Here is a 17075-nt window from a genome sequence, read left to right as displayed (position 1 = left end):
TGTTAAATTAAGTTGGTGTTTTTTGTAACAAACCAAATTGATGTAACATCTGTAACACAGAGCAAGTAAATAATTTTGCTATGCCTGGTTTTCTTAAACTTTATCTACTTTTAGATAGATATCCAACGGACAAGTTGTTGTTAGCTTTGTTCTAGCCTGATGTTTACATTCAAAAAATTTTTATAATTATGAAAATTGCTTTAGTACATGATTATTTAACCCAAAGAGGTGGAGCAGAGCGAGTTTTTGAACTCCTTTGCAAGCGCTATCCTAATGCCGACATTTTTACATCTTTGTACGACCGAGAGAGAACTATAGATTTAGGCGATCGCACAGTCTATACTAGTTTCTTACAAAAAATTCCTAAAGCATCAAAGTACTTTCGGCTCTTAGCTCCTCTATATTTTCCTGCATTTCGCGCTTTAGATTTACAAGACTACGATTTAATTATTAGTAGTTGTAGTAGTTTTGCCAAAGCAGTAAGAAAAGCTCCTCAAGCTAAACATATTTGCTTCTGTCATAATGTCACTAGATTTCTTTGGGATACTCAAACTTATCTCCGAGAGTATGCGGATTATAAATTATTTGCTCCGGTAATTGAACCGATATTCGACATTTTGCGACAGGTAGATTTAAACTACGCCCAAGAACCCGATATTTATATTGCTAATTCCCATACTGTAGCCAAGCGAATTCAAAAACATTATGGAAAACCAGCGATCGTAATTAACTATCCTATTAATACCAATCAATTTGTATTCTCTGAATCAAAAGAAAATTTTTATCTCGCTTCAGCACGCTTACTCGGTTACAAACGTATTGATATCATCGTCGAAGCTTTTAACTGGTTAGGATGGCCTATTTACATATTAGGTGATGGGCCTGAACGGGAAAATTTAGAATCTATAGCTTTAGAGAATATCAAGTTTTTAGGTCATGTTACTGATGCCGAACGCAGTCAATTAATGGCAAAAGCTTGCTCCGTAATTGTCGCAGCATTAGAAGATTATGGTTTAGTTCCCGTAGAAGCAAATGCCAGCGGAACACCTGTAATTGCTTACGGTGCAGGTGGCGTATTAGACACTCAAATTCCCGGAAAAACTGGAGTATTTTTTCATAAACAAACACCAGATGCGCTGCAAGCAGCGTTGCTGGAAGCTCAGAAAATTTCCTGGGATTATCACAAAATTCGTAATCACGCTGTAAGTCAGTTTTCTGAAACAGCTTTTTTTAGTAAAGTAGATAGAGCGATCGCAGAATTTATTTAATTGCTTCGAGGTTAAATATGGTAAACGTAAACGCAACTAACTTTAATCCGGCAGCTGAAACCGAACCAGGTTACGGGCAACTTTTGGCAATTTTAATGCGTCGCCGTTATTGGTTATTAAGTGTTCTCTCCGTAGTTTTAGCTATTACTACTATCATAACTTTAACCACCAAACCCACTTATAAAAGCTCTATGCAGCTATTAGTAGAGCCTAACTATCAAGGAAAACGAGAAGATTCTAAAAACACTGAAAATGACTTTGCTGATTCCAATGTAGAAATAGATTACGCTACACAACTTAACCTAATGCGAAGTTCGCAATTAATCCAAAAAGCAGTGGATTTACTCCGTCCACAGTACCCAAAAATTACAGTAAAACACATTAAAAATGCGTTGGTAGTCAATCAATTAAAAGAAGATAAAGTTAACACGAAAATATTTGAAGTTACTTATATAGATAATGACCCAATCAAAACTCAAAATGTCCTGCAAACTATTAAAAGTGTTTATCAAAATTATAACCGCGAACAACAGCAACTTCGGTTAACTAAAGGTTTATCTTTTATTGACGCTCAAATACCATCATTACGTGAAAGTACTGTCCGTACTGAAGCTGCTTTAGACAAATTTCGGAAAAGTCAAAACCTGATTCAACCGGAATTGCAAGCAAAAGCATTAATTGAATCATTAAAAGATGTTCAATACGAACTTCGCACCGCCCGCGCTCAATACCAAGAAGCTTTAGCTAGATTTCAAACATTAGAACAACAGGTTAAACGATCGCCACAAGATGCCGTAGTTTCCTCCCGCCTCAGTGAATCTACACGCTATCAAACCTTACTCAACGAAATTCAAAAAATCGAACTAGACTTAGCTAAAGAACGTCAGCGTTTTACTGATGATAATCCGACAATTCAAAACTTATTAGAACAACGTCAAAGACAGTTAGCTTTACTCCAAAAAGAACAACAAATAGTTCAAGGTAATAATCAAGTTACCCCCAACCAAACTAATAGTAACTTGCTCGAAAAAGGACAATTAGGCAAACTTGATGTTGACCTTTCTAGTAGACTTTTACAAGAACAAACTAACGCACTTGGATGGCAAGCAAGAGTACAAACATTAACCCAGAAAGCACGGCAACTTCAAACAGAATTGCAGCGCTTTCCAGGGATGTTATCAGAGTACAATCGCTTAGAACCACAAGTAAAACTGAATCGAGAAACCCTGGAACAACTGTTAAAAGCAAGACAAGATTTAAGCTTAGAAATTGCCAGAGGTGGTTTTGATTGGCAAATGGTAGAAGAACCACAATTAGGCTTGCAAATTGGTCCGAGTTTGAAGCGTAACTTGCTGTTAGGTGCAGTCGTTGGTTTAATGTTAGGTGGTATTGCTGCCTTTATCCGGGAAATGATTGATGATGCAGTTCACACCTCTGATGAATTGAAAAAACAAGTTGATTTGCCATTACTAGGAATCATCCCTCAGTTAACGCCTCATATTAGAACGGAACCAATTATTCACTTACCTTTCCGTCAACAACCAATCTTAACTTCTTCAACTATTGAATTAATTAGTTGGCAACCTTTTCGAGAAGCTTTGGATTTAATTTATCAGAATATTCAATTAGTAAATTCTGCTGGTTCTTTAAAATCTCTGGTTATTACATCTGCTTTAGCGGGAGAAGGTAAATCTGCGATCGCATTAGGTTTAGCAATTAGTGCTGCTCGTTTACATCAAAGAGTATTATTAATTGATGCTGACTTACGCCGTCCTAGTTTACATAAAGAACTGAATATTCCGAACGATCGCGGACTTTCCACATTACTAACCAGTGATGTTTCCCTGCGAGATGAAACTAGTATTCAAATATCTCGCCAACATAATAACATTTCGATTTTAACTGCTGGGCCAACTCCACTCGATCCAGCACAACTTTTAAGTTCGCAAAGAATGCGCGAATTAATGGCAAATTTTGAGCAATCTTACGATTTAGTATTGTTAGATGCGCCTCCAGTTTTAGGCATAGTAGACGCAATTTTAGCCGCATCTTTTTGCAGTGGTGTAGTATTAATTGGACGCATTGGCAGAGTTACTCGCACCGAATTAACTCAAGCTACCAATATGTTGCATAAATTAAATGTAATTGGTGTTGTTGCTAATGGTGCTGATGGATTTAGTAACGGTTACTCATCCTACCTACAACAAAATCAGGAATTATTACAGGCAAGAATGAGATGAAGATCAATAATCATCATCAAATTCATCGAGAAATTCTATGCTTTCAACAAATTCGTAAAGTTGGTCTTTTAATTCCTCAGTTTCATCCTCAATTTCTCCAGGTTCTTCATCATGAAGAAAATTACGCTGACAACTGACTACATACATATAATCATCCACATCAAAAACAACTATTCCTCGATAAGCATTTAACCTTATGGGAGGCTGACTATTGTGAGAAACAGTCATAGTTGAGCCTTCTGGCAGATCCACAACGGCAAAGAAAGCGCCAAAATTCAGGTCTGCTAGATATTGTTCATAGATGACTTTTGCATTAGGAATACCATTCACAATTGATTGAGAAAAGTATTCCTCTAAAATAGCTTTGAGATAGTTTTCTTTGCCTAAATTTTCAATTTTTTCTGCCTCTGCATCTACATCGATCGCTTGCCAGTAGTCAATTCTTAACAGAGTGCCAAAATCATCAGAAAATGTGACCGTTCCAGGTTGGGAATCTACCTTACCACCTTTTTCTAACTCGACGGGAACTGGTACGCTAAAATTACCTGTTGGCGCATCATAATATTCAAATTCAGATATTTCTAAATCATCAATCTCTGCTACATCTTCTAATACTGCATCAATAATTTCTTGAGCTTGTTCGTCTGGAATTTCTAGAGCTATTTGCAGTTCTGTTAAAAACTCTACTCCTTCATCGCTTACCTCTCCCCCGTCTACTAGCATAGTTGCTGCGGCTTCAAAGGCATCTAGCGTTAAATCATCTGGTAGATATTGATAAGCAGTATTAAATAATGTTCCTAAATCTTCCTGTTCGGCAATATCGAGTATTCGATCGACCAGTTCCGATATTTCATCTTTTGCGTAGTCAGCACAAAGGTCTGATTCCCAAAGAATATTTTCTAACTTTGTTAATTCTGCATCATCGTAATCGGGTTTTACTGCTTCAATAGCAACTATAGCGATCGCTGCAACAGTTTCTTCTGGACTCAGCATTTCTGTCAATCTATCCGAATTGAAAATACTATCATATTTGCCCATAAGTTTTACTCTCAATCTTTACAGCTGTGATATTTATAGCAAATTTTCACTTTTATTCAAGAGTACAGCATTACATCAAGGCTAATATTTTATCTACTTTTTGATTAAAAATTAGTGAGTTTCTATCAGTAAAATCTCATCTATTTTCTCGATCTATTGATTTAGTAACAAAAATTACCAAAAAACTTTTGCTTATAGTTCATGAAAACTTTAACCAATGATTGATTCTTTTTATCTGTTTCTTGATTGAAAAAATACTATTTGCCGTTATATTAATAATCAAGATGATAAAAGCACTGAACAAAAAGAAAAACTTATGAATACTATATTGATTAGCGATCGCGCCACCATAGCACAACGACAAACAACCAAGATTCAGCAATTTGATTTACTTCAACCCTTGCGTCAATGGTTTGATCGACTGGAGATTTCCAACCCCAAGTTAGCCAAATTCATCTACAAAGCGATTCCAGCGCAATGTCCCTTTGAACGCGATATCGTATTGTTCGATCGCAAAATCGCCCACATTCCCCCCATGTGCAAACTCAATCCCCTTTACGATCAACTAGTTGGCTTGCGTTTTCGCGCCCTTTGTTATTTAGTTGATCAATGTGGAATGGATATCAGCTAAACCAATGCAAAGTACAACCGAAATTAAAGTAATTCATCAACCGAGTCAAGAACAACTCAACCAATTAGGCGTATCCAAATGGCCTATTTGGGCAAAAGAAGTATCAGAGTTTCCTTGGACTTACGATGAATCCGAAACTTGTTATTTATTAGAAGGCGACGTAATTGTTACACCTGTAAATGGTGAACCAGTACAAGTAAAGAAAGGCGATTTAGTCACTTTTCCCGCTGGAATGTCTTGTACTTGGAATATTAAAAGCGACGTAAGAAAACATTATAAATTTGGCTAAAGATTGAGTACAACAAAGCTGGAATGTACGACTAAAGTCGCTACTACGAACGAACAATTTAGCCCTGAAAAGCTTACAATCCTGGGGACTTGACGATCGCTAAACTAACCACCATCAAGCCTCCAGGATTGTGAGAAAAAATGTAAGATTTCCTAACAAACCCGAAATTTAATGCAGAACTGCTCTCATTTATTCCGCAGTTGCTAATTCAGTTTCGGTGCTGCCACGAGTGCGTTTGCGGGTTAAGCTGTTGAACAGCATCATCCCGATCGCTTTAATCAAATTACCTTCTAATTCCATAAACATTTTCATGTTCATGCCAAAAGCAGCATTAGCTTCGTCAACAATGCGATCGGCAGTAGCTTCATCGATCGGCAATTCATTCAAAGCTTGGCGATAATTATTTTTAAAAGCCTTCTCATCAGGGATATCCTTGAATTCGTAGAAAGCAGTACCACCATCAGTTAAATTCATTGCCCGAACCGCAATGTTTTTCAGAATTTGACCACCGGAAAGGTCGCCCAAATAGCGGGTGTAAGATTGAGCAATCAGCAATTCTGGCTCATTTTCCGAAACTTCATGAATGCGTTGCACGTAGGCTTGAGCAGCTGGAGAAGGAGCCACTTGATCGCGCCAGTTTGCACCGTAATAATAGCTGAGGTCTTGTTCTAAGCTTTTTTTGCGATTGAGTTCCTTGAAGTAAATTTTGGAGAGGATGGGGTGATTTTTGTGCTTTTCCATCTCTTCTTCGATCGCACAATACACGAAGTAGAGGTTAGCTACTAATTTCCGATAAGATTCCTTTTCTACTACTCCTTTTAAAAAGCACTTGACAAAACCAACATTTTCTGCCATTGAGTGAGATTTTTTGGTGCCTTCACGCAATTTGGTTGCTAAGTTACTGCTCATACTAAATTACTTTCCCTTAAATCTTTTGAGGAGCGTGTCATCTTTGCCAAGGTTTAAAAAACCTGCCTTAAAGCAACATTAGACTGATTTGATGAGAATTTTCATTAAGTTTTTTTACAAACTTGTGAGGATTGAAGGTACTTTTGGGAATACTACTTAGAAAAAATTCCGGCTAATAAACAGAGTAATAGGGCTTCTGTCCACTCTACGACTGCTCCGTAAGTATCGCCTGTGTGTCCGCCTAATTTGTAATTAAACCAAGCACCTGTTAAAACTGCGATCGCACTGCCACCAAAAGCCATTCCTGCCGACATCAACCAGCGATCGCTATCTAAAATTAACAAAAATCCACTCAAACTTAAAAGTAACAATAGTCCCGGTATTAAGTCACGGGGAGAAAGATTTGATTCTTTATGAATTGCGCCTTTACCAGTAGGCTTGAGGTAAGGGTAACAGATAATTGCCACTAACTGTCCCCAACGTCCCCAACCAGCTACTGCCATTAAAGCTAACCAACGATGGGATTGAATATCATGCAGAGCAGCGGTTTTGAGTAGAATAATCGCGATCGCAGCCATCGCCCCAAAAGCCCCTGTAAGACTATCGGACATCACTTCTAAGCGCCGTTTGGGATCGGGTGTAGCTAATCCATCAGCAGTATCCATAGCCCCGTCTAGGTGCAAACCACCTGTTATACCAATTCCCGCTAAAATAACTAACACCGACTTGGTTAAAACTGGCATTCCCAACAGCTGCAAACCAGAATCTAACAATCCCAACATTCCCCCAATTATCACTCCGATCAAAGGTGCAAGGCGAGCGATGCCGCGAAATGCCAGCGTCCAACTACTTGGCACAGGTAAACAGGTATAAAATGCGATCGCAGCTGCTAAAGTCGCCGTTTGCTGCTGCAAAAATCCCAACACCTGTTTAGTCCAATGTTTGTTCTTAGTCATTTGTCATTTGTCATTGGTAATGGGGGACAAGGAAAAAGAGGTGGGGGGGTGGGGGGAGAGGAAGAAGTGGGGGAATGGGGGGGTAGGGAGGTGGGGGGAGTTTCTAGCTCCAGATCTCTCCCCATCCCCCCATCTCCCCATCTCCCCATCTCCCCATCTCCTCTGCTCCTCTGCCCTAATATATTACTGGGAAAAGTCGATCGGAAATTTCGGTATATATGATGATGGGTTACTAAAAAATTCTAAGATAAGATGATCTCGTCACCTAATTTAGGGTTAAGGCTCATCCTTAAAGAAAAATCCTACTACGGGCGTATCGTAGTAGGTAATCGTTACCTAATTAGTTGGGTTACTGAACAGGATTTTCTTGGCTTCTGAGTTTAGTATGCCCATCGGTAAGACCAAAATTTCATCGGTGACGAAATTCTATTTAAAAGTTTAGTGAGGCTGTAGGGCTTCACCCCTGTTGTTAGTTATACAACTTCCTTGCCAAGATAAAGGCGCATTAGATAAGAGGATTTTTGGTTATGACTTACGATCGATCTTCTAAACGGCTACCAGCTCCCTGCATTATAGATACCGGAATTGTAGTCAATAAACTAGATATGCGGCGACTCCTGATGGATTTGCGTTATGTTCGTTATATACATCTCATCGAGGGTAATTTACAAAGTCAGGGTGAAGGCTATGTCCTAGAAGTCTTTTCCGATCCGCAACGCTCCACTCTGGTAGCTAATCATGCACTTTACCTCAATGTTGATAGTTTTGATTACTTAGAATTACAAGTCTCTGGAGAAGGCGAATCTTATTTCGATTTAGTTCAAGACCATCGTCGCTTAAGGTTGATTCCACTAACCAATCTTCTGCAAGACCGTTCTAGTGCTAATCTAAATGCTTCTGACTTGGAAGCAGTAGTAGACCAAGTACTCTCAGCAAAGTGGGATCTCCAGATTGACGATGAAGGTGAAGATACGTTTTGATTAGCAGTTTTTCGTTTGTTTGTCAAGCTTGCTGTACCAATAGTCAAGCTAGAGCCGGAGTTTTTTCGACACCTCATGGTGAGGTAGAAACACCTCGGTTTATGCCTGTGGGAACTTTGGCAACTGTAAAAACTGTGACACCACAACAGTTACAGGCGACAGGGGCGCAAATGATTCTAGCGAATACTTATCATCTGCATTTGCAACCAGGAGAGCAAATTGTAGCTGGTGCAGGTGGTTTGCACAAGTTTATGGCTTGGAATGGGCCAATTTTAACAGATTCTGGTGGTTTTCAGGTTTTTAGTTTAAGCGAATTACGCAAAATAACGGAAAATGGTGTGACTTTCCGATCGCCACGAGATGGCAGAATTATTGAGTTAACGCCGGAAAAATCTATTCAAATCCAAAACGCGCTAGGGGCGGATGTAATCATGGCATTTGATGAATGTCCGCCTTATCCAGCAACGAGAGAAGATGTAGAATTGGCGACAGAACGGACTTATCGCTGGTTAAAACGGTGTATTGCTGCTCATCAACGTCAAGATCAGGCGTTGTTTGGGATTGTGCAAGGGGGTGTGTTTTTAGATTTGCGCCAGGAAGCTGCGATATCTTTGACTCAGTTAGATCTTCCAGGTTATGCGATCGGTGGCGTGAGTGTAGGAGAACCTCCAGAATTAATAGAGAAGATTGTTAGGGCGACTGCGCCGATGTTACCTGCGGAAAAACCCCGCTATTTGATGGGTGTGGGAACTTATCGGGAAATGGTGCAAGCGATCGCCGCTGGTGTAGACTTATTCGATTGTGTGATTCCTACCCGTTGGGCACGTCATGGTACGGTTGTGGTGGGTGGCGAGCGTTGGAATTTGAAAAACGCTCAATTTCGGGAAGATTTTACGCCTTTGGATGAGAGTTGCGATTGTTATACCTGTCAGAACTTCACTCGCGCCTATCTCTGTCATTTGGTGCGAACTCGCGAGATCTTAGCTTATACGCTGCTGTCAATTCACAATATTACTGAGTTGGTACGTTTTACGCAAAGAATTAGAGAAGCAATTTTGCGCGATCGCTTTACAGAAGAATTTGCTCAATGGCTGGCACCAACAGCATCATCTTTATAACCTTGTCATGTTAAGATATATGGCAATTCTGAAAACTGTGTTGGAAAGGAAGGTTAACTGATGGAAGCGGCGCTCTTACTAGCAAAATTGCCTGAAGCTTTTTCGATGTTCGATCCACTGGTGGATGTTCTTCCGATTATCCCCGTGTTTTTCTTACTGTTGGCTTTCGTTTGGCAAGCAGCTGTTGGTTTTAGATAAACAGATTAATAGTCTCATTTCAAAAAAATTTGTGTGGCTACTCGGAATTTTCGGGTAGTCACATTTTTTGTTGCGATCGCTCCAATTATAAAGGTAGATACTGAACTCGGTTAGCAAAGTCTTCAAGTTCGCACACTTTAGCAATTAATTCCAAATCTCGCACACAAACACCGATGGAAATAATAGATTTACGAGCATAGACGATGCCAGAAAAGTTTATTTCTTCCGCTTGACGACGGTTAGCCTCTGCTAGAAAATCTTGGTCTTGTGTAAATAAGAGGCGCTGAAGTTCAGTTGCTCGATCGAGTATGATCGGATCGGGAAAGCTAGTAAGCCCATCTTCTTGAACTGTCAGAACCTCTACATTTCGCTGACGTAATCCAGTTGTAATTTGTCGAGCTACGTTTTCATCCATGTAAAGAGCTAGACTCATTTGATTAATCCTTGTGCTCTGAGTCTTTTAGATACAGGAGATTCACCTGCTTCTTTTTGCATCTTTGCAGCGTATTCTTCTCGCCTTTCCATATCAGCGTCAATTTCTGCTTTATGTTCCCAGTAATAAGCTAAGGCGGAGTGAATTTGACTCATGCTTAAATGAGGATATTGAAAGTGTAATTCTTCAGGACTCCAACCGTAGGCGTAAACTGAGGTGATTAATTCAACTACTTTCATAGTGCTGCCAACTATAATTGGTACATTCTTGGCATCGAGATGTACATATTTGTGGTCGGTGGGTGTAAATTGAGAGTTTGTATTTGTTAGTTGAGTCATGATGGTTATTTTGATAGCTGTATTAATGCTTATTTTAAGCGATCGCACAGATTAACTACCTGGAATCACGCTGCTAAATAATCGTTCCACAGGACAAGTAAATCCTGGTAAAAGAGGGCTGGTTAAATTATCTTCTCGATATAATGTTACGGCTAATCTTAAAATTCCGTTTTCCCGACGATAAATTTCTATTTTGATTTGTTGGCGATCGAATATCCAATATTCTCGAACTCCTTGAGATGAATACAGTTTTAATTTTAATTCTCGGTCTCTTTTTTCCTGCACTTCTCCGGGAGAGAGAACTTCAATAATTAATTCTGGCGCACCTGTTAAATGTCCAGCTTCATCTAATATTTCTGCTAACCTTTCTTTACTTGCCCAAACTACATCAGGAATTACATTATCTGCATCTGTGAAAATAATGCCAGGGGCGAAGGCAGTTCTACCGCTATTAGTCTGAGTTGACCAAATTTCTAGCTCAGTAGCAATTTTTACGCATACTTCTTGATGTTTCCAGTCAGGTGCTCTAGTCACAAATAAGTCTCCATTAATTATTTCATAGCGTTTGCCATCGTCTGGAAATAATTTCAAGTCAGCAGTTGTCCAACTTACTTTATCTACTATTGTGGGAGACATAGGTGAAATCCAGATTGCTTGTAATTTAAATTTTGGCTCAGATGTTTTTTGATTAGAGCCAGCTTTCTTTATTTTATGATATTTTAGGCGATCGCACACACTAACCGCCCTGAATCACGCTGCTAAATAATCGTTCCACAGGACAAGTAAATCCCGGTAAAAGAGGACTGGTTAAATTATCTTCTCGATATAATGTTACAGCTAATCTTAAAATTCCGTTTTCCCGACGATAAATTTCTATTTTGATTTGTTGGCGATCGAATATCCAATATTCTCGAACTCCTTGAGATGAATACAGTTTTAATTTTAATTCTCGGTCTCTTTTTTCCTGCACTTCTCCGGGAGAGAGAACTTCAATAATTAATTCTGGCGCACCTGTTAAATGTCCAGCTTCATCTAATATTTCTGCTAACCTTTCTTTACTTGCCCAAACTACATCAGGAATTACATTATCTGCATCTGTGAAAATAATTCCCGGAGTTGTTGCTGCATCTCCTAATCCTGTCTGTCTCGACCATAACTTTAATTCAGTACAAATATTGTCAGCAACATTTTGATGCTTCCAGTCAGGTGCGCTAGTCACAAATAAGTCTCCATTAATTATTTCATAGCGTTTGTCGTCATTGGGGAATAGCTCCAAATCGGCAGTTGTCCAACGGACTTTATCTTTTATGGTGGGGAACATAGTAATGTTTTAGAAGTTTTTTAATTTGGAAATTACAATCAAAATGATTTTTATCAATTATAACTTACATCTATTAAAATTTTTGTTGATTGTGTTTTTCCTTTAAACATTCCCAGTTTTACCTAGACTTGGTTAAAATGACCTTGAACCCATAAAAGCCATTTAACAAGCTAAACTAGCAATAGTTAAATAAAATGCCGCAGAAAATCGAATCACTATGCCAACTTATAAAGGAATCTCCAGCGAAGCTTTTCGTCATCCGCTCGATCGCGAAGCCGAAGAAACTCTCCGCAATTTACCTGGCTTCGATCTGATCGCCAGCAAATTTGTCGAGTTTCTCTACGAACGTCCCCAATTTGTTTATCATCTGGGTAACAGTATTCAAGTTGGGCCAAGGCAATATTCTACCATTTATCAAATGTTTCGCGAATGTGTAAAAGATTTAGATATTTACCCAGAACCAGCTATATTTATTAGTCAATATCCTTTAGCTAACGCTTATGCTTTAGGTCAAGAACATCCTTCAATTGTACTAAATTCGGCACTTTTAGATTTGATGAGTGAAGCTGAAATTCGATCGGTAATTGCCCATGAATTAGGACATATTAAATGTGGTCACACTATCTTAACTCAAATGGCGCTTTGGGCGATTAGTACGGCTTCGTTTATTGGCGAAATGACCTTTGGTTTGGGTAATTTGATTAGTGGTGGTTTGATTTATGCTTTTTATGAGTGGAAAAGACGATCGGAATTGTCAGCCGATCGCGCTGCTTTATTAGTAACCGATCAACTTAATCCAGTTTTAATGTCAATGATGAAATTAGCTGGTGGTAGTCTCAAATATGGTAATGAATGCAGTCTACCGGAATTTATTCAACAATCACAAAGATATCAGAATTTAGATGAAGACGGACTGAACCAAGTTTATAAATTCCTGCTCTATAATAACCTAGCTCAAGGCGTTTTTCTCAGCCATCCTTTTTTAGTAGAACGCATTAGCCATTTACAACAATGGTCTGGTTCCGATCAATATCACCAAATTCGTAACGGTAATTATCAAAAATCTGCCGCCGAAGGTGCAGTTGATGTAAAAGCGGAAACACCGACAAGTCAAGAGGAAATTTTGCGCCGTCAAATAGAGGAGTTGCAGAAAGAGATCGATCGCATTAAAAAGAAACCTCAGTAATAGGTAATGGGTAGTTGGTAGTTGGTAATGGGAATAATAATTTAGCTCTTGCCAACTATTCTATTACCAAGGACGAATGACAAATGACAAATGAGTGTAAAATTTGTGAAGTCACTGTTTATGATAACCAAGCCTTAGTTACTAGGCGGGGTAAGTTTAGTTTAAAGGGTGGACAGCAGGAGATTGCGATCGACAATCTACCCCTAACTGTTCAGGCTGATTCTGTAACAGCAAGATGTTTAGGTAATGCAGAAATACAACTATTAGCAGTGCATACAGAACGGACATTTGCTAATGACTCATTACAGCAAAGAACTAATCAAATTTTAGGAAAAATTCGACAATTAGAAGAACAAAGACGCTTTCTAGAAGATAAAATAAACTCAGTCCAATTACAACAGGTTTTTATTCAAAATTTTAGCGAGAGATCTGTAGACAGATTCACTAGTAATTTAACTTCTGAACCAATTAATCTTAACGAAGTTCAAGAATTACTTGACTTCCTGGGTAAATCTTATCAAAATTATGCCCAAAGCATTTCTGAAAATGAAAAACAACTAACAGAAATAGAAAAGCGTTTAGAAATATTAAATCAACAATTAAAACAATTACAGCAGCCTGTTTCTAAACAAATTCACAGCAGCGTTAACATTGTAATTACCTTAGAAACACCTTTTCCTAAAGATTGTGAATTAGAAATTACTTATCTCGTCAGTCAGGTTAATTGGACACCATTTTATGACTTACGAAGTAATAGCAATGGCAAAGAAATAAATCTTACTTGTTTAGCAGAAATTAGGCAAAAAACTGGAGAAGATTGGACAGATGTTAATCTCACTCTTTCCACAGCTAAACCAACTTTAGTTACTCAACCAATAAAATTAGAACCTTGGTATATTACTGGTTATAAGCTTCCTTTTTGTTCGCAGAGAAATCTCCAAACTAATGATGATTTTGCTGAGTTAGAAGCTTTATTAGCAGAAGGGAATGATACTGACAAAAAACAAGATTTAGTGCGATTACAGAAACTAGTCGATCGCACAACTAAATCTATAGGTGTAGTTACATTTTACCTCAATAAAAATTACACTATTCTTTCAGATGGTACACCCCATAAAGTTACTGTTCTTAATCAAAATTTACCTTGTCGTAAAGAATATATTGCCATACCTCGACAAATGAGTTTTGCTTACTTAGAAGCAACAGTTACTAACAGTACAAATTTAACTTTCTTACCAGGAAAAGCTAATATCTTTTTTGATAATGCTTTGATTGGCACTACCGAATTAGAAAATATTGAGCCTGAACAAGAGTTTAAATTAAATTTGGGTATTGACCAAGATTTAAAAATTGAGCAAGATTTAGTAGAACGAAATATCGAGATAATTGGTAACTATCGTCGCACTACTTATGGTTATAAATTGACAGTGCTTAATTTAAAAACAGAAAAAGTTAAACTGAGATTGATTGTCCAATTGCCAGTTAGTCGCGATGAGAAAGTAAAAGTTAGGTTGCTTAGTACAAAGCCAGAAATTCATCTAGGAGAAATGGGACAATTAGAATGGTTACTTAATTTAAAACCAAAGGGAAAACGGCAAATTAAACGGGAAATTTATTATCAGTTTACTATTGAGCATTCTACTGAAATTACAGTAGAGAGTTTAGATATTTAGTGAGTTACGGGAAGGCTATCGCTTACATCTGTGTTCATCTGCGTTCATCTGCGTTTTTAAAATCAAAAATATTGCGCTTTACCAAGAATTTACTTACTTAATTATCCCCTTTGCGCGGAGTTTTTTCGCAAGAGGAGATTCTCCAGCTTGCTTGCGTAAATTTGCCGCATATTCTTCTCGCTGTTGTATATCTGCATCGAGTTCTTCTTTATGATCCCAGTAATAAGCTAGTGCTGAATAAATTTGGCTCATGGTTAAATAGGGATGTTGAAAATGGAGTTCTTCGGGACTCCACCCGTAAGCAATTTGTCCTGTTACTAATTCGATAACTTTCATTGTAGTTCCAGCGACGATCGGGATATTGCGATCGTCTAATTCTATATATTTATATTCTGTGGTTGTAACCCACATTCCGCACCCTCAACTGTCACAATCGGAAATTACGGAGAAAAGAAGGCTAAACAAGAGTAAAAAGAGACATATTCAGTCAAAAAAGACATTTGAGTAGCCCTAAATAATCCAGAATGGCATCAAAACCTATTCTCAATAAGTAGCAATAAGAATCCGTTGCAGATCTCTAGTTATTTGATAAATGAATGAGGATATTGAATGTCTAAATAATCAGTTAACCTAATATATGCTCTTAAGCCACCGGATTTTTTGACTCAATAAAGGAGAGCTACTCGTAAAAGCAACTAGCTCTTGGTAATCAGTAAAATGAATTAATTGTTAAATAAACAGACAAAAAAATTAGGTATTTAACTTATAGTAACGAAGACAATCATCTGGTAATAAATCCAGGATAAAATCTCTATCTTGAGTCCAATTAGAAATGTGAAGTTCCTGATTAAGTAGAACTAAATGAATTGACTGGAAACATTGAAATATCCATCTTAAAGTGGGACGGTTAGTAGCTTTACCCAACTGATTTTTAATGGTAGATTTGGATTTAGATAAAGCGGCTCGTAATTGTCTTTGTGCCAGTGTATAGACCAGCAAGCATAGACCCATAATCATGGCTAATGATTCAATTCTTTCCGGGCTTTTGAGAAAGATACTATCGGCAAAAAATAATGGGTCTTTCAGAAAGCCAAATCCCCGCTCACAAGACTGTTGAGCTTTATATTCTATAAGCATTGAATCATTGCTGAGTACAGTTGAGTCTAAAACATTTGTGGCAATAATGAAACGTCCGGCACTCAGAACATCGCTGTTAATTTTAGCTTCATTCCGGCAAACTGTAGCCCAGATAGAGTAAGCTTTTTCTGGTGGATTACCTGGTTTATTTATAGTAATTTCAGTAACTTTACTCGACTCTATTTGATGATATTTAAACGTTTTCGACAGTTTGGCTAATGCCTTGATTGCATCAGCCTCACAAGCAAATTTATCTTGGGATAACTGTTTCAATTCCTTTAAGGTTTTGGCTTGAGCTAATTCAATTTTTTGGGACAGCTTTCGTAAGTCTGATTCCCTTCTAGCTTCACTCTGCACTACCAGCCATCTTTGCTCTACTCCGGCATAAGTTGCTGTTGTTTCTCGAAATTTATATCCAGTCAAAGTACTAGGAACGAATTCTGATTCTGGTAAGGTTGATACTAATGATTGCGCTGATTTTATACTTAAAGGTACGCGACACAACCAGCGTAAATCTGACATCAACTTAATATTTGTTTCCGTATATAAAGCACAGTCTGCAACTATGAGACTATCAACTTCTAGTTGTTTTTGATAGTCTACTGCTATTTGACCAAAGCATGATGAGTCAGCTTGATTTCCCGATGCTAATTTCAAAAAGATTGGTATATCTCCATCTCCTGTACATATTAGCTCTATAATAAATTGTTTTAAATCTGGTCTGTGGTCACGGGAATAACCGTATGTTATGGTTATTTCTTTGGGTGATTTTACTGCTAATTCTTCTGGCGTTTGTGCATTGACTGTTGGTTGATTTACAAAACTTACTTCGGGTAAACTCGAATTGTATTCTCCATGTACGTGCATCGAGGATGAATCTAGATGTGATGATGACAAAGATACGTTAAATTTTTTAGCTGCATTTAAGGCAATTACTAAAAATATTGTATCTAGCCCTTTGCTAAATAGCTTATCCATGATTCTCCCCAGTTTATCATCATTGAGATATTCTGGCTTGACTCCAGTTCCTATCAAGTGTTCACAGGCAATGTTTTCAAAAAACTTAGGAAACATATATAACGGTTGAGATACAAATCCTAATCCATTTAAAATCATTGCTTTGACCACCTGACCAGGACTTACTTTTTCTCCTGATTCTTCACCGATTAATTCATTGATAATTTCTACTATCCCGATTGCGTCTACGATTCCTGCTACTATACCTAAATGGTCTAAGTTTTGAATCAGAATTTCTTGATTACTTAACATCACAACCTAATTCTCCACAACTTTATAGGTAATTTTCCCATTTCTCTGGTTGTGAGCAATCAATTTTTTTCAACTTTTCATTTAGCTCCTT

Annotated in this window: 18 protein-coding genes; 9 read left to right on the top strand and 9 right to left on the bottom strand. The window is 38.0% G+C overall.

Translation table 11 applies throughout. The features are described from left to right. Positions 1-188 precede the first annotated feature (188 nt). Entirely contained in the window at positions 189-1268 is a 1080-nt protein-coding gene (locus ACE1CA_RS27205; RefSeq protein WP_413281523.1) for a glycosyltransferase, read from the top strand. A 17-nt stretch (positions 1269-1285) separates the two neighbouring features. Further along, a complete protein-coding gene (locus ACE1CA_RS27200; RefSeq protein WP_413281524.1) occupies positions 1286-3508 on the top strand; it encodes a GumC family protein in 2223 nt (740 codons plus the stop codon). 3 nt (positions 3509-3511) lie between these two features. Here the strand turns inward: ACE1CA_RS27200 and ACE1CA_RS27195 are convergent, their stop codons facing one another. Further along, on the bottom strand, positions 3512-4546 hold the full coding sequence (locus ACE1CA_RS27195; RefSeq protein ID WP_413281525.1) for a tellurite resistance TerB family protein: 1035 nt from the start codon (positions 4544-4546) through the stop codon (positions 3512-3514). Positions 4547-4862: 316 nt separating this feature from the next. Between ACE1CA_RS27195 and ACE1CA_RS27190 the strand changes: the two genes are divergently transcribed. Next, positions 4863-5177, top strand: a complete 315-nt coding sequence (locus ACE1CA_RS27190; protein WP_413281526.1) for a Mo-dependent nitrogenase C-terminal domain-containing protein — start codon at positions 4863-4865, stop codon at positions 5175-5177. A 4-nt stretch (positions 5178-5181) separates the two neighbouring features. Beyond that, positions 5182-5466, top strand: a complete 285-nt coding sequence (locus ACE1CA_RS27185) for a cupin domain-containing protein (protein ID WP_413281527.1) — start codon at positions 5182-5184, stop codon at positions 5464-5466. Positions 5467-5655: 189 nt separating this feature from the next. Here ACE1CA_RS27185 and ACE1CA_RS27180 read toward each other — a convergent pair whose 3' ends face one another. Further along, positions 5656-6375, bottom strand: a complete 720-nt coding sequence (locus ACE1CA_RS27180) for a biliverdin-producing heme oxygenase (RefSeq protein WP_413281528.1) — start codon at positions 6373-6375, stop codon at positions 5656-5658. A 152-nt stretch (positions 6376-6527) separates the two neighbouring features. Further along, the gene (gene cobS, locus ACE1CA_RS27175) at positions 6528-7331 is read right to left on the bottom strand and encodes an adenosylcobinamide-GDP ribazoletransferase (RefSeq protein ID WP_413281529.1); all 804 of its coding nucleotides are present in this window, start codon (positions 7329-7331) and stop codon (positions 6528-6530) included. Positions 7332-7858: 527 nt separating this feature from the next. Here cobS and ACE1CA_RS27170 point away from each other — a divergent pair. From ACE1CA_RS27170 to ACE1CA_RS27160, 3 genes are read left to right on the top strand one after another with little or no spacing between them, the layout of a single operon-like run. Continuing rightward, positions 7859-8311: a hypothetical protein gene (locus ACE1CA_RS27170; RefSeq protein ID WP_413281530.1), complete on the top strand. Its 453-nt coding sequence runs from the start codon at positions 7859-7861 to the stop codon at positions 8309-8311. Then, entirely contained in the window at positions 8308-9429 is a 1122-nt protein-coding gene (gene tgt / locus ACE1CA_RS27165; protein ID WP_413281531.1) for a tRNA guanosine(34) transglycosylase Tgt, read from the top strand. The genes ACE1CA_RS27170 and tgt overlap by 4 nt, the downstream gene beginning before the upstream one ends. Positions 9430-9489: 60 nt before the next feature. Then, entirely contained in the window at positions 9490-9627 is a 138-nt protein-coding gene (locus tag ACE1CA_RS27160; protein WP_073592768.1) for a photosystem II reaction center protein K, read from the top strand. A gap of 85 nt (positions 9628-9712) precedes the next feature. On the opposite strand, the gene ACE1CA_RS27155 is transcribed toward ACE1CA_RS27160, so the two are convergent. From ACE1CA_RS27155 to ACE1CA_RS27140, 4 genes are all read right to left on the bottom strand, one after another. Continuing rightward, complete coding sequence (locus ACE1CA_RS27155; protein ID WP_413281532.1) at positions 9713-10060, bottom strand: DUF5615 family PIN-like protein; 348 nt, start codon at positions 10058-10060, stop codon at positions 9713-9715. Continuing rightward, positions 10057-10398, bottom strand: coding sequence for a DUF433 domain-containing protein (locus tag ACE1CA_RS27150; RefSeq protein WP_413281533.1), 342 nt, complete (start codon positions 10396-10398; stop codon positions 10057-10059). The genes ACE1CA_RS27155 and ACE1CA_RS27150 overlap by 4 nt, the downstream gene beginning before the upstream one ends. 51 nt (positions 10399-10449) lie before the next feature. Next, positions 10450-11034, bottom strand: coding sequence for a Uma2 family endonuclease (locus tag ACE1CA_RS27145; RefSeq protein ID WP_486517555.1), 585 nt, complete (start codon positions 11032-11034; stop codon positions 10450-10452). A gap of 100 nt (positions 11035-11134) precedes the next feature. Further along, positions 11135-11719, bottom strand: a complete 585-nt coding sequence (locus tag ACE1CA_RS27140) for a Uma2 family endonuclease (protein ID WP_486517554.1) — start codon at positions 11717-11719, stop codon at positions 11135-11137. Between the two features lie 217 nt (positions 11720-11936). Between ACE1CA_RS27140 and ACE1CA_RS27135 the strand changes: the two genes are divergently transcribed. Further along, positions 11937-12905: a M48 family metallopeptidase gene (locus tag ACE1CA_RS27135; protein WP_413280666.1), complete on the top strand. Its 969-nt coding sequence runs from the start codon at positions 11937-11939 to the stop codon at positions 12903-12905. Between the two features lie 83 nt (positions 12906-12988). Beyond that, positions 12989-14578, top strand: a complete 1590-nt coding sequence (locus tag ACE1CA_RS27130) for a mucoidy inhibitor MuiA family protein (RefSeq protein ID WP_486517553.1) — start codon at positions 12989-12991, stop codon at positions 14576-14578. Between the two features lie 93 nt (positions 14579-14671). Here the strand turns inward: ACE1CA_RS27130 and ACE1CA_RS27125 are convergent, their stop codons facing one another. Continuing rightward, positions 14672-14989 (bottom strand): DUF433 domain-containing protein, encoded by a 318-nt coding sequence (locus ACE1CA_RS27125; protein WP_413280664.1) that lies wholly within the window; start codon positions 14987-14989, stop codon positions 14672-14674. Between the two features lie 339 nt (positions 14990-15328). Further along, positions 15329-16984, bottom strand: a complete 1656-nt coding sequence (locus ACE1CA_RS27120) for an IS1634 family transposase (protein WP_413280663.1) — start codon at positions 16982-16984, stop codon at positions 15329-15331. Positions 16985-17075 lie beyond the last annotated feature (91 nt).

The sequence above is a fragment of the Floridaenema evergladense BLCC-F167 genome (genome assembly GCF_041929205.2).
Taxonomy (GTDB): domain Bacteria; phylum Cyanobacteriota; class Cyanobacteriia; order Cyanobacteriales; family Aerosakkonemataceae; genus Floridanema; species Floridanema evergladense.
This window is presented reverse-complemented; position numbering and strand designations above follow the sequence as displayed.

Coding starts and splice junctions, on each gene's coding strand:
- ACE1CA_RS27205 (WP_413281523.1), top strand. CDS start 189: ATGAAAATTGCTTTAGTACATGATTATTTAACCCAAAGAGGTGGAGCA.
- ACE1CA_RS27200 (WP_413281524.1), top strand. CDS start 1,286: ATGGTAAACGTAAACGCAACTAACTTTAATCCGGCAGCTGAAACCGAA.
- ACE1CA_RS27195 (WP_413281525.1), bottom strand. CDS start 4,546: ATGGGCAAATATGATAGTATTTTCAATTCGGATAGATTGACAGAAATG.
- ACE1CA_RS27190 (WP_413281526.1), top strand. CDS start 4,863: ATGAATACTATATTGATTAGCGATCGCGCCACCATAGCACAACGACAA.
- ACE1CA_RS27185 (WP_413281527.1), top strand. CDS start 5,182: ATGCAAAGTACAACCGAAATTAAAGTAATTCATCAACCGAGTCAAGAA.
- ACE1CA_RS27180 (WP_413281528.1), bottom strand. CDS start 6,375: ATGAGCAGTAACTTAGCAACCAAATTGCGTGAAGGCACCAAAAAATCT.
- cobS (WP_413281529.1), bottom strand. CDS start 7,331: ATGACTAAGAACAAACATTGGACTAAACAGGTGTTGGGATTTTTGCAG.
- ACE1CA_RS27170 (WP_413281530.1), top strand. CDS start 7,859: ATGACTTACGATCGATCTTCTAAACGGCTACCAGCTCCCTGCATTATA.
- ACE1CA_RS27160 (WP_073592768.1), top strand. CDS start 9,490: ATGGAAGCGGCGCTCTTACTAGCAAAATTGCCTGAAGCTTTTTCGATG.
- ACE1CA_RS27155 (WP_413281532.1), bottom strand. CDS start 10,060: ATGAGTCTAGCTCTTTACATGGATGAAAACGTAGCTCGACAAATTACA.
- ACE1CA_RS27150 (WP_413281533.1), bottom strand. CDS start 10,398: ATGACTCAACTAACAAATACAAACTCTCAATTTACACCCACCGACCAC.
- ACE1CA_RS27145 (WP_486517555.1), bottom strand. CDS start 11,034: ATGTCTCCCACAATAGTAGATAAAGTAAGTTGGACAACTGCTGACTTG.
- ACE1CA_RS27140 (WP_486517554.1), bottom strand. CDS start 11,719: ATGTTCCCCACCATAAAAGATAAAGTCCGTTGGACAACTGCCGATTTG.
- ACE1CA_RS27135 (WP_413280666.1), top strand. CDS start 11,937: ATGCCAACTTATAAAGGAATCTCCAGCGAAGCTTTTCGTCATCCGCTC.
- ACE1CA_RS27130 (WP_486517553.1), top strand. CDS start 12,989: ATGACAAATGAGTGTAAAATTTGTGAAGTCACTGTTTATGATAACCAA.
- ACE1CA_RS27125 (WP_413280664.1), bottom strand. CDS start 14,989: ATGTGGGTTACAACCACAGAATATAAATATATAGAATTAGACGATCGC.
- ACE1CA_RS27120 (WP_413280663.1), bottom strand. CDS start 16,984: ATGTTAAGTAATCAAGAAATTCTGATTCAAAACTTAGACCATTTAGGT.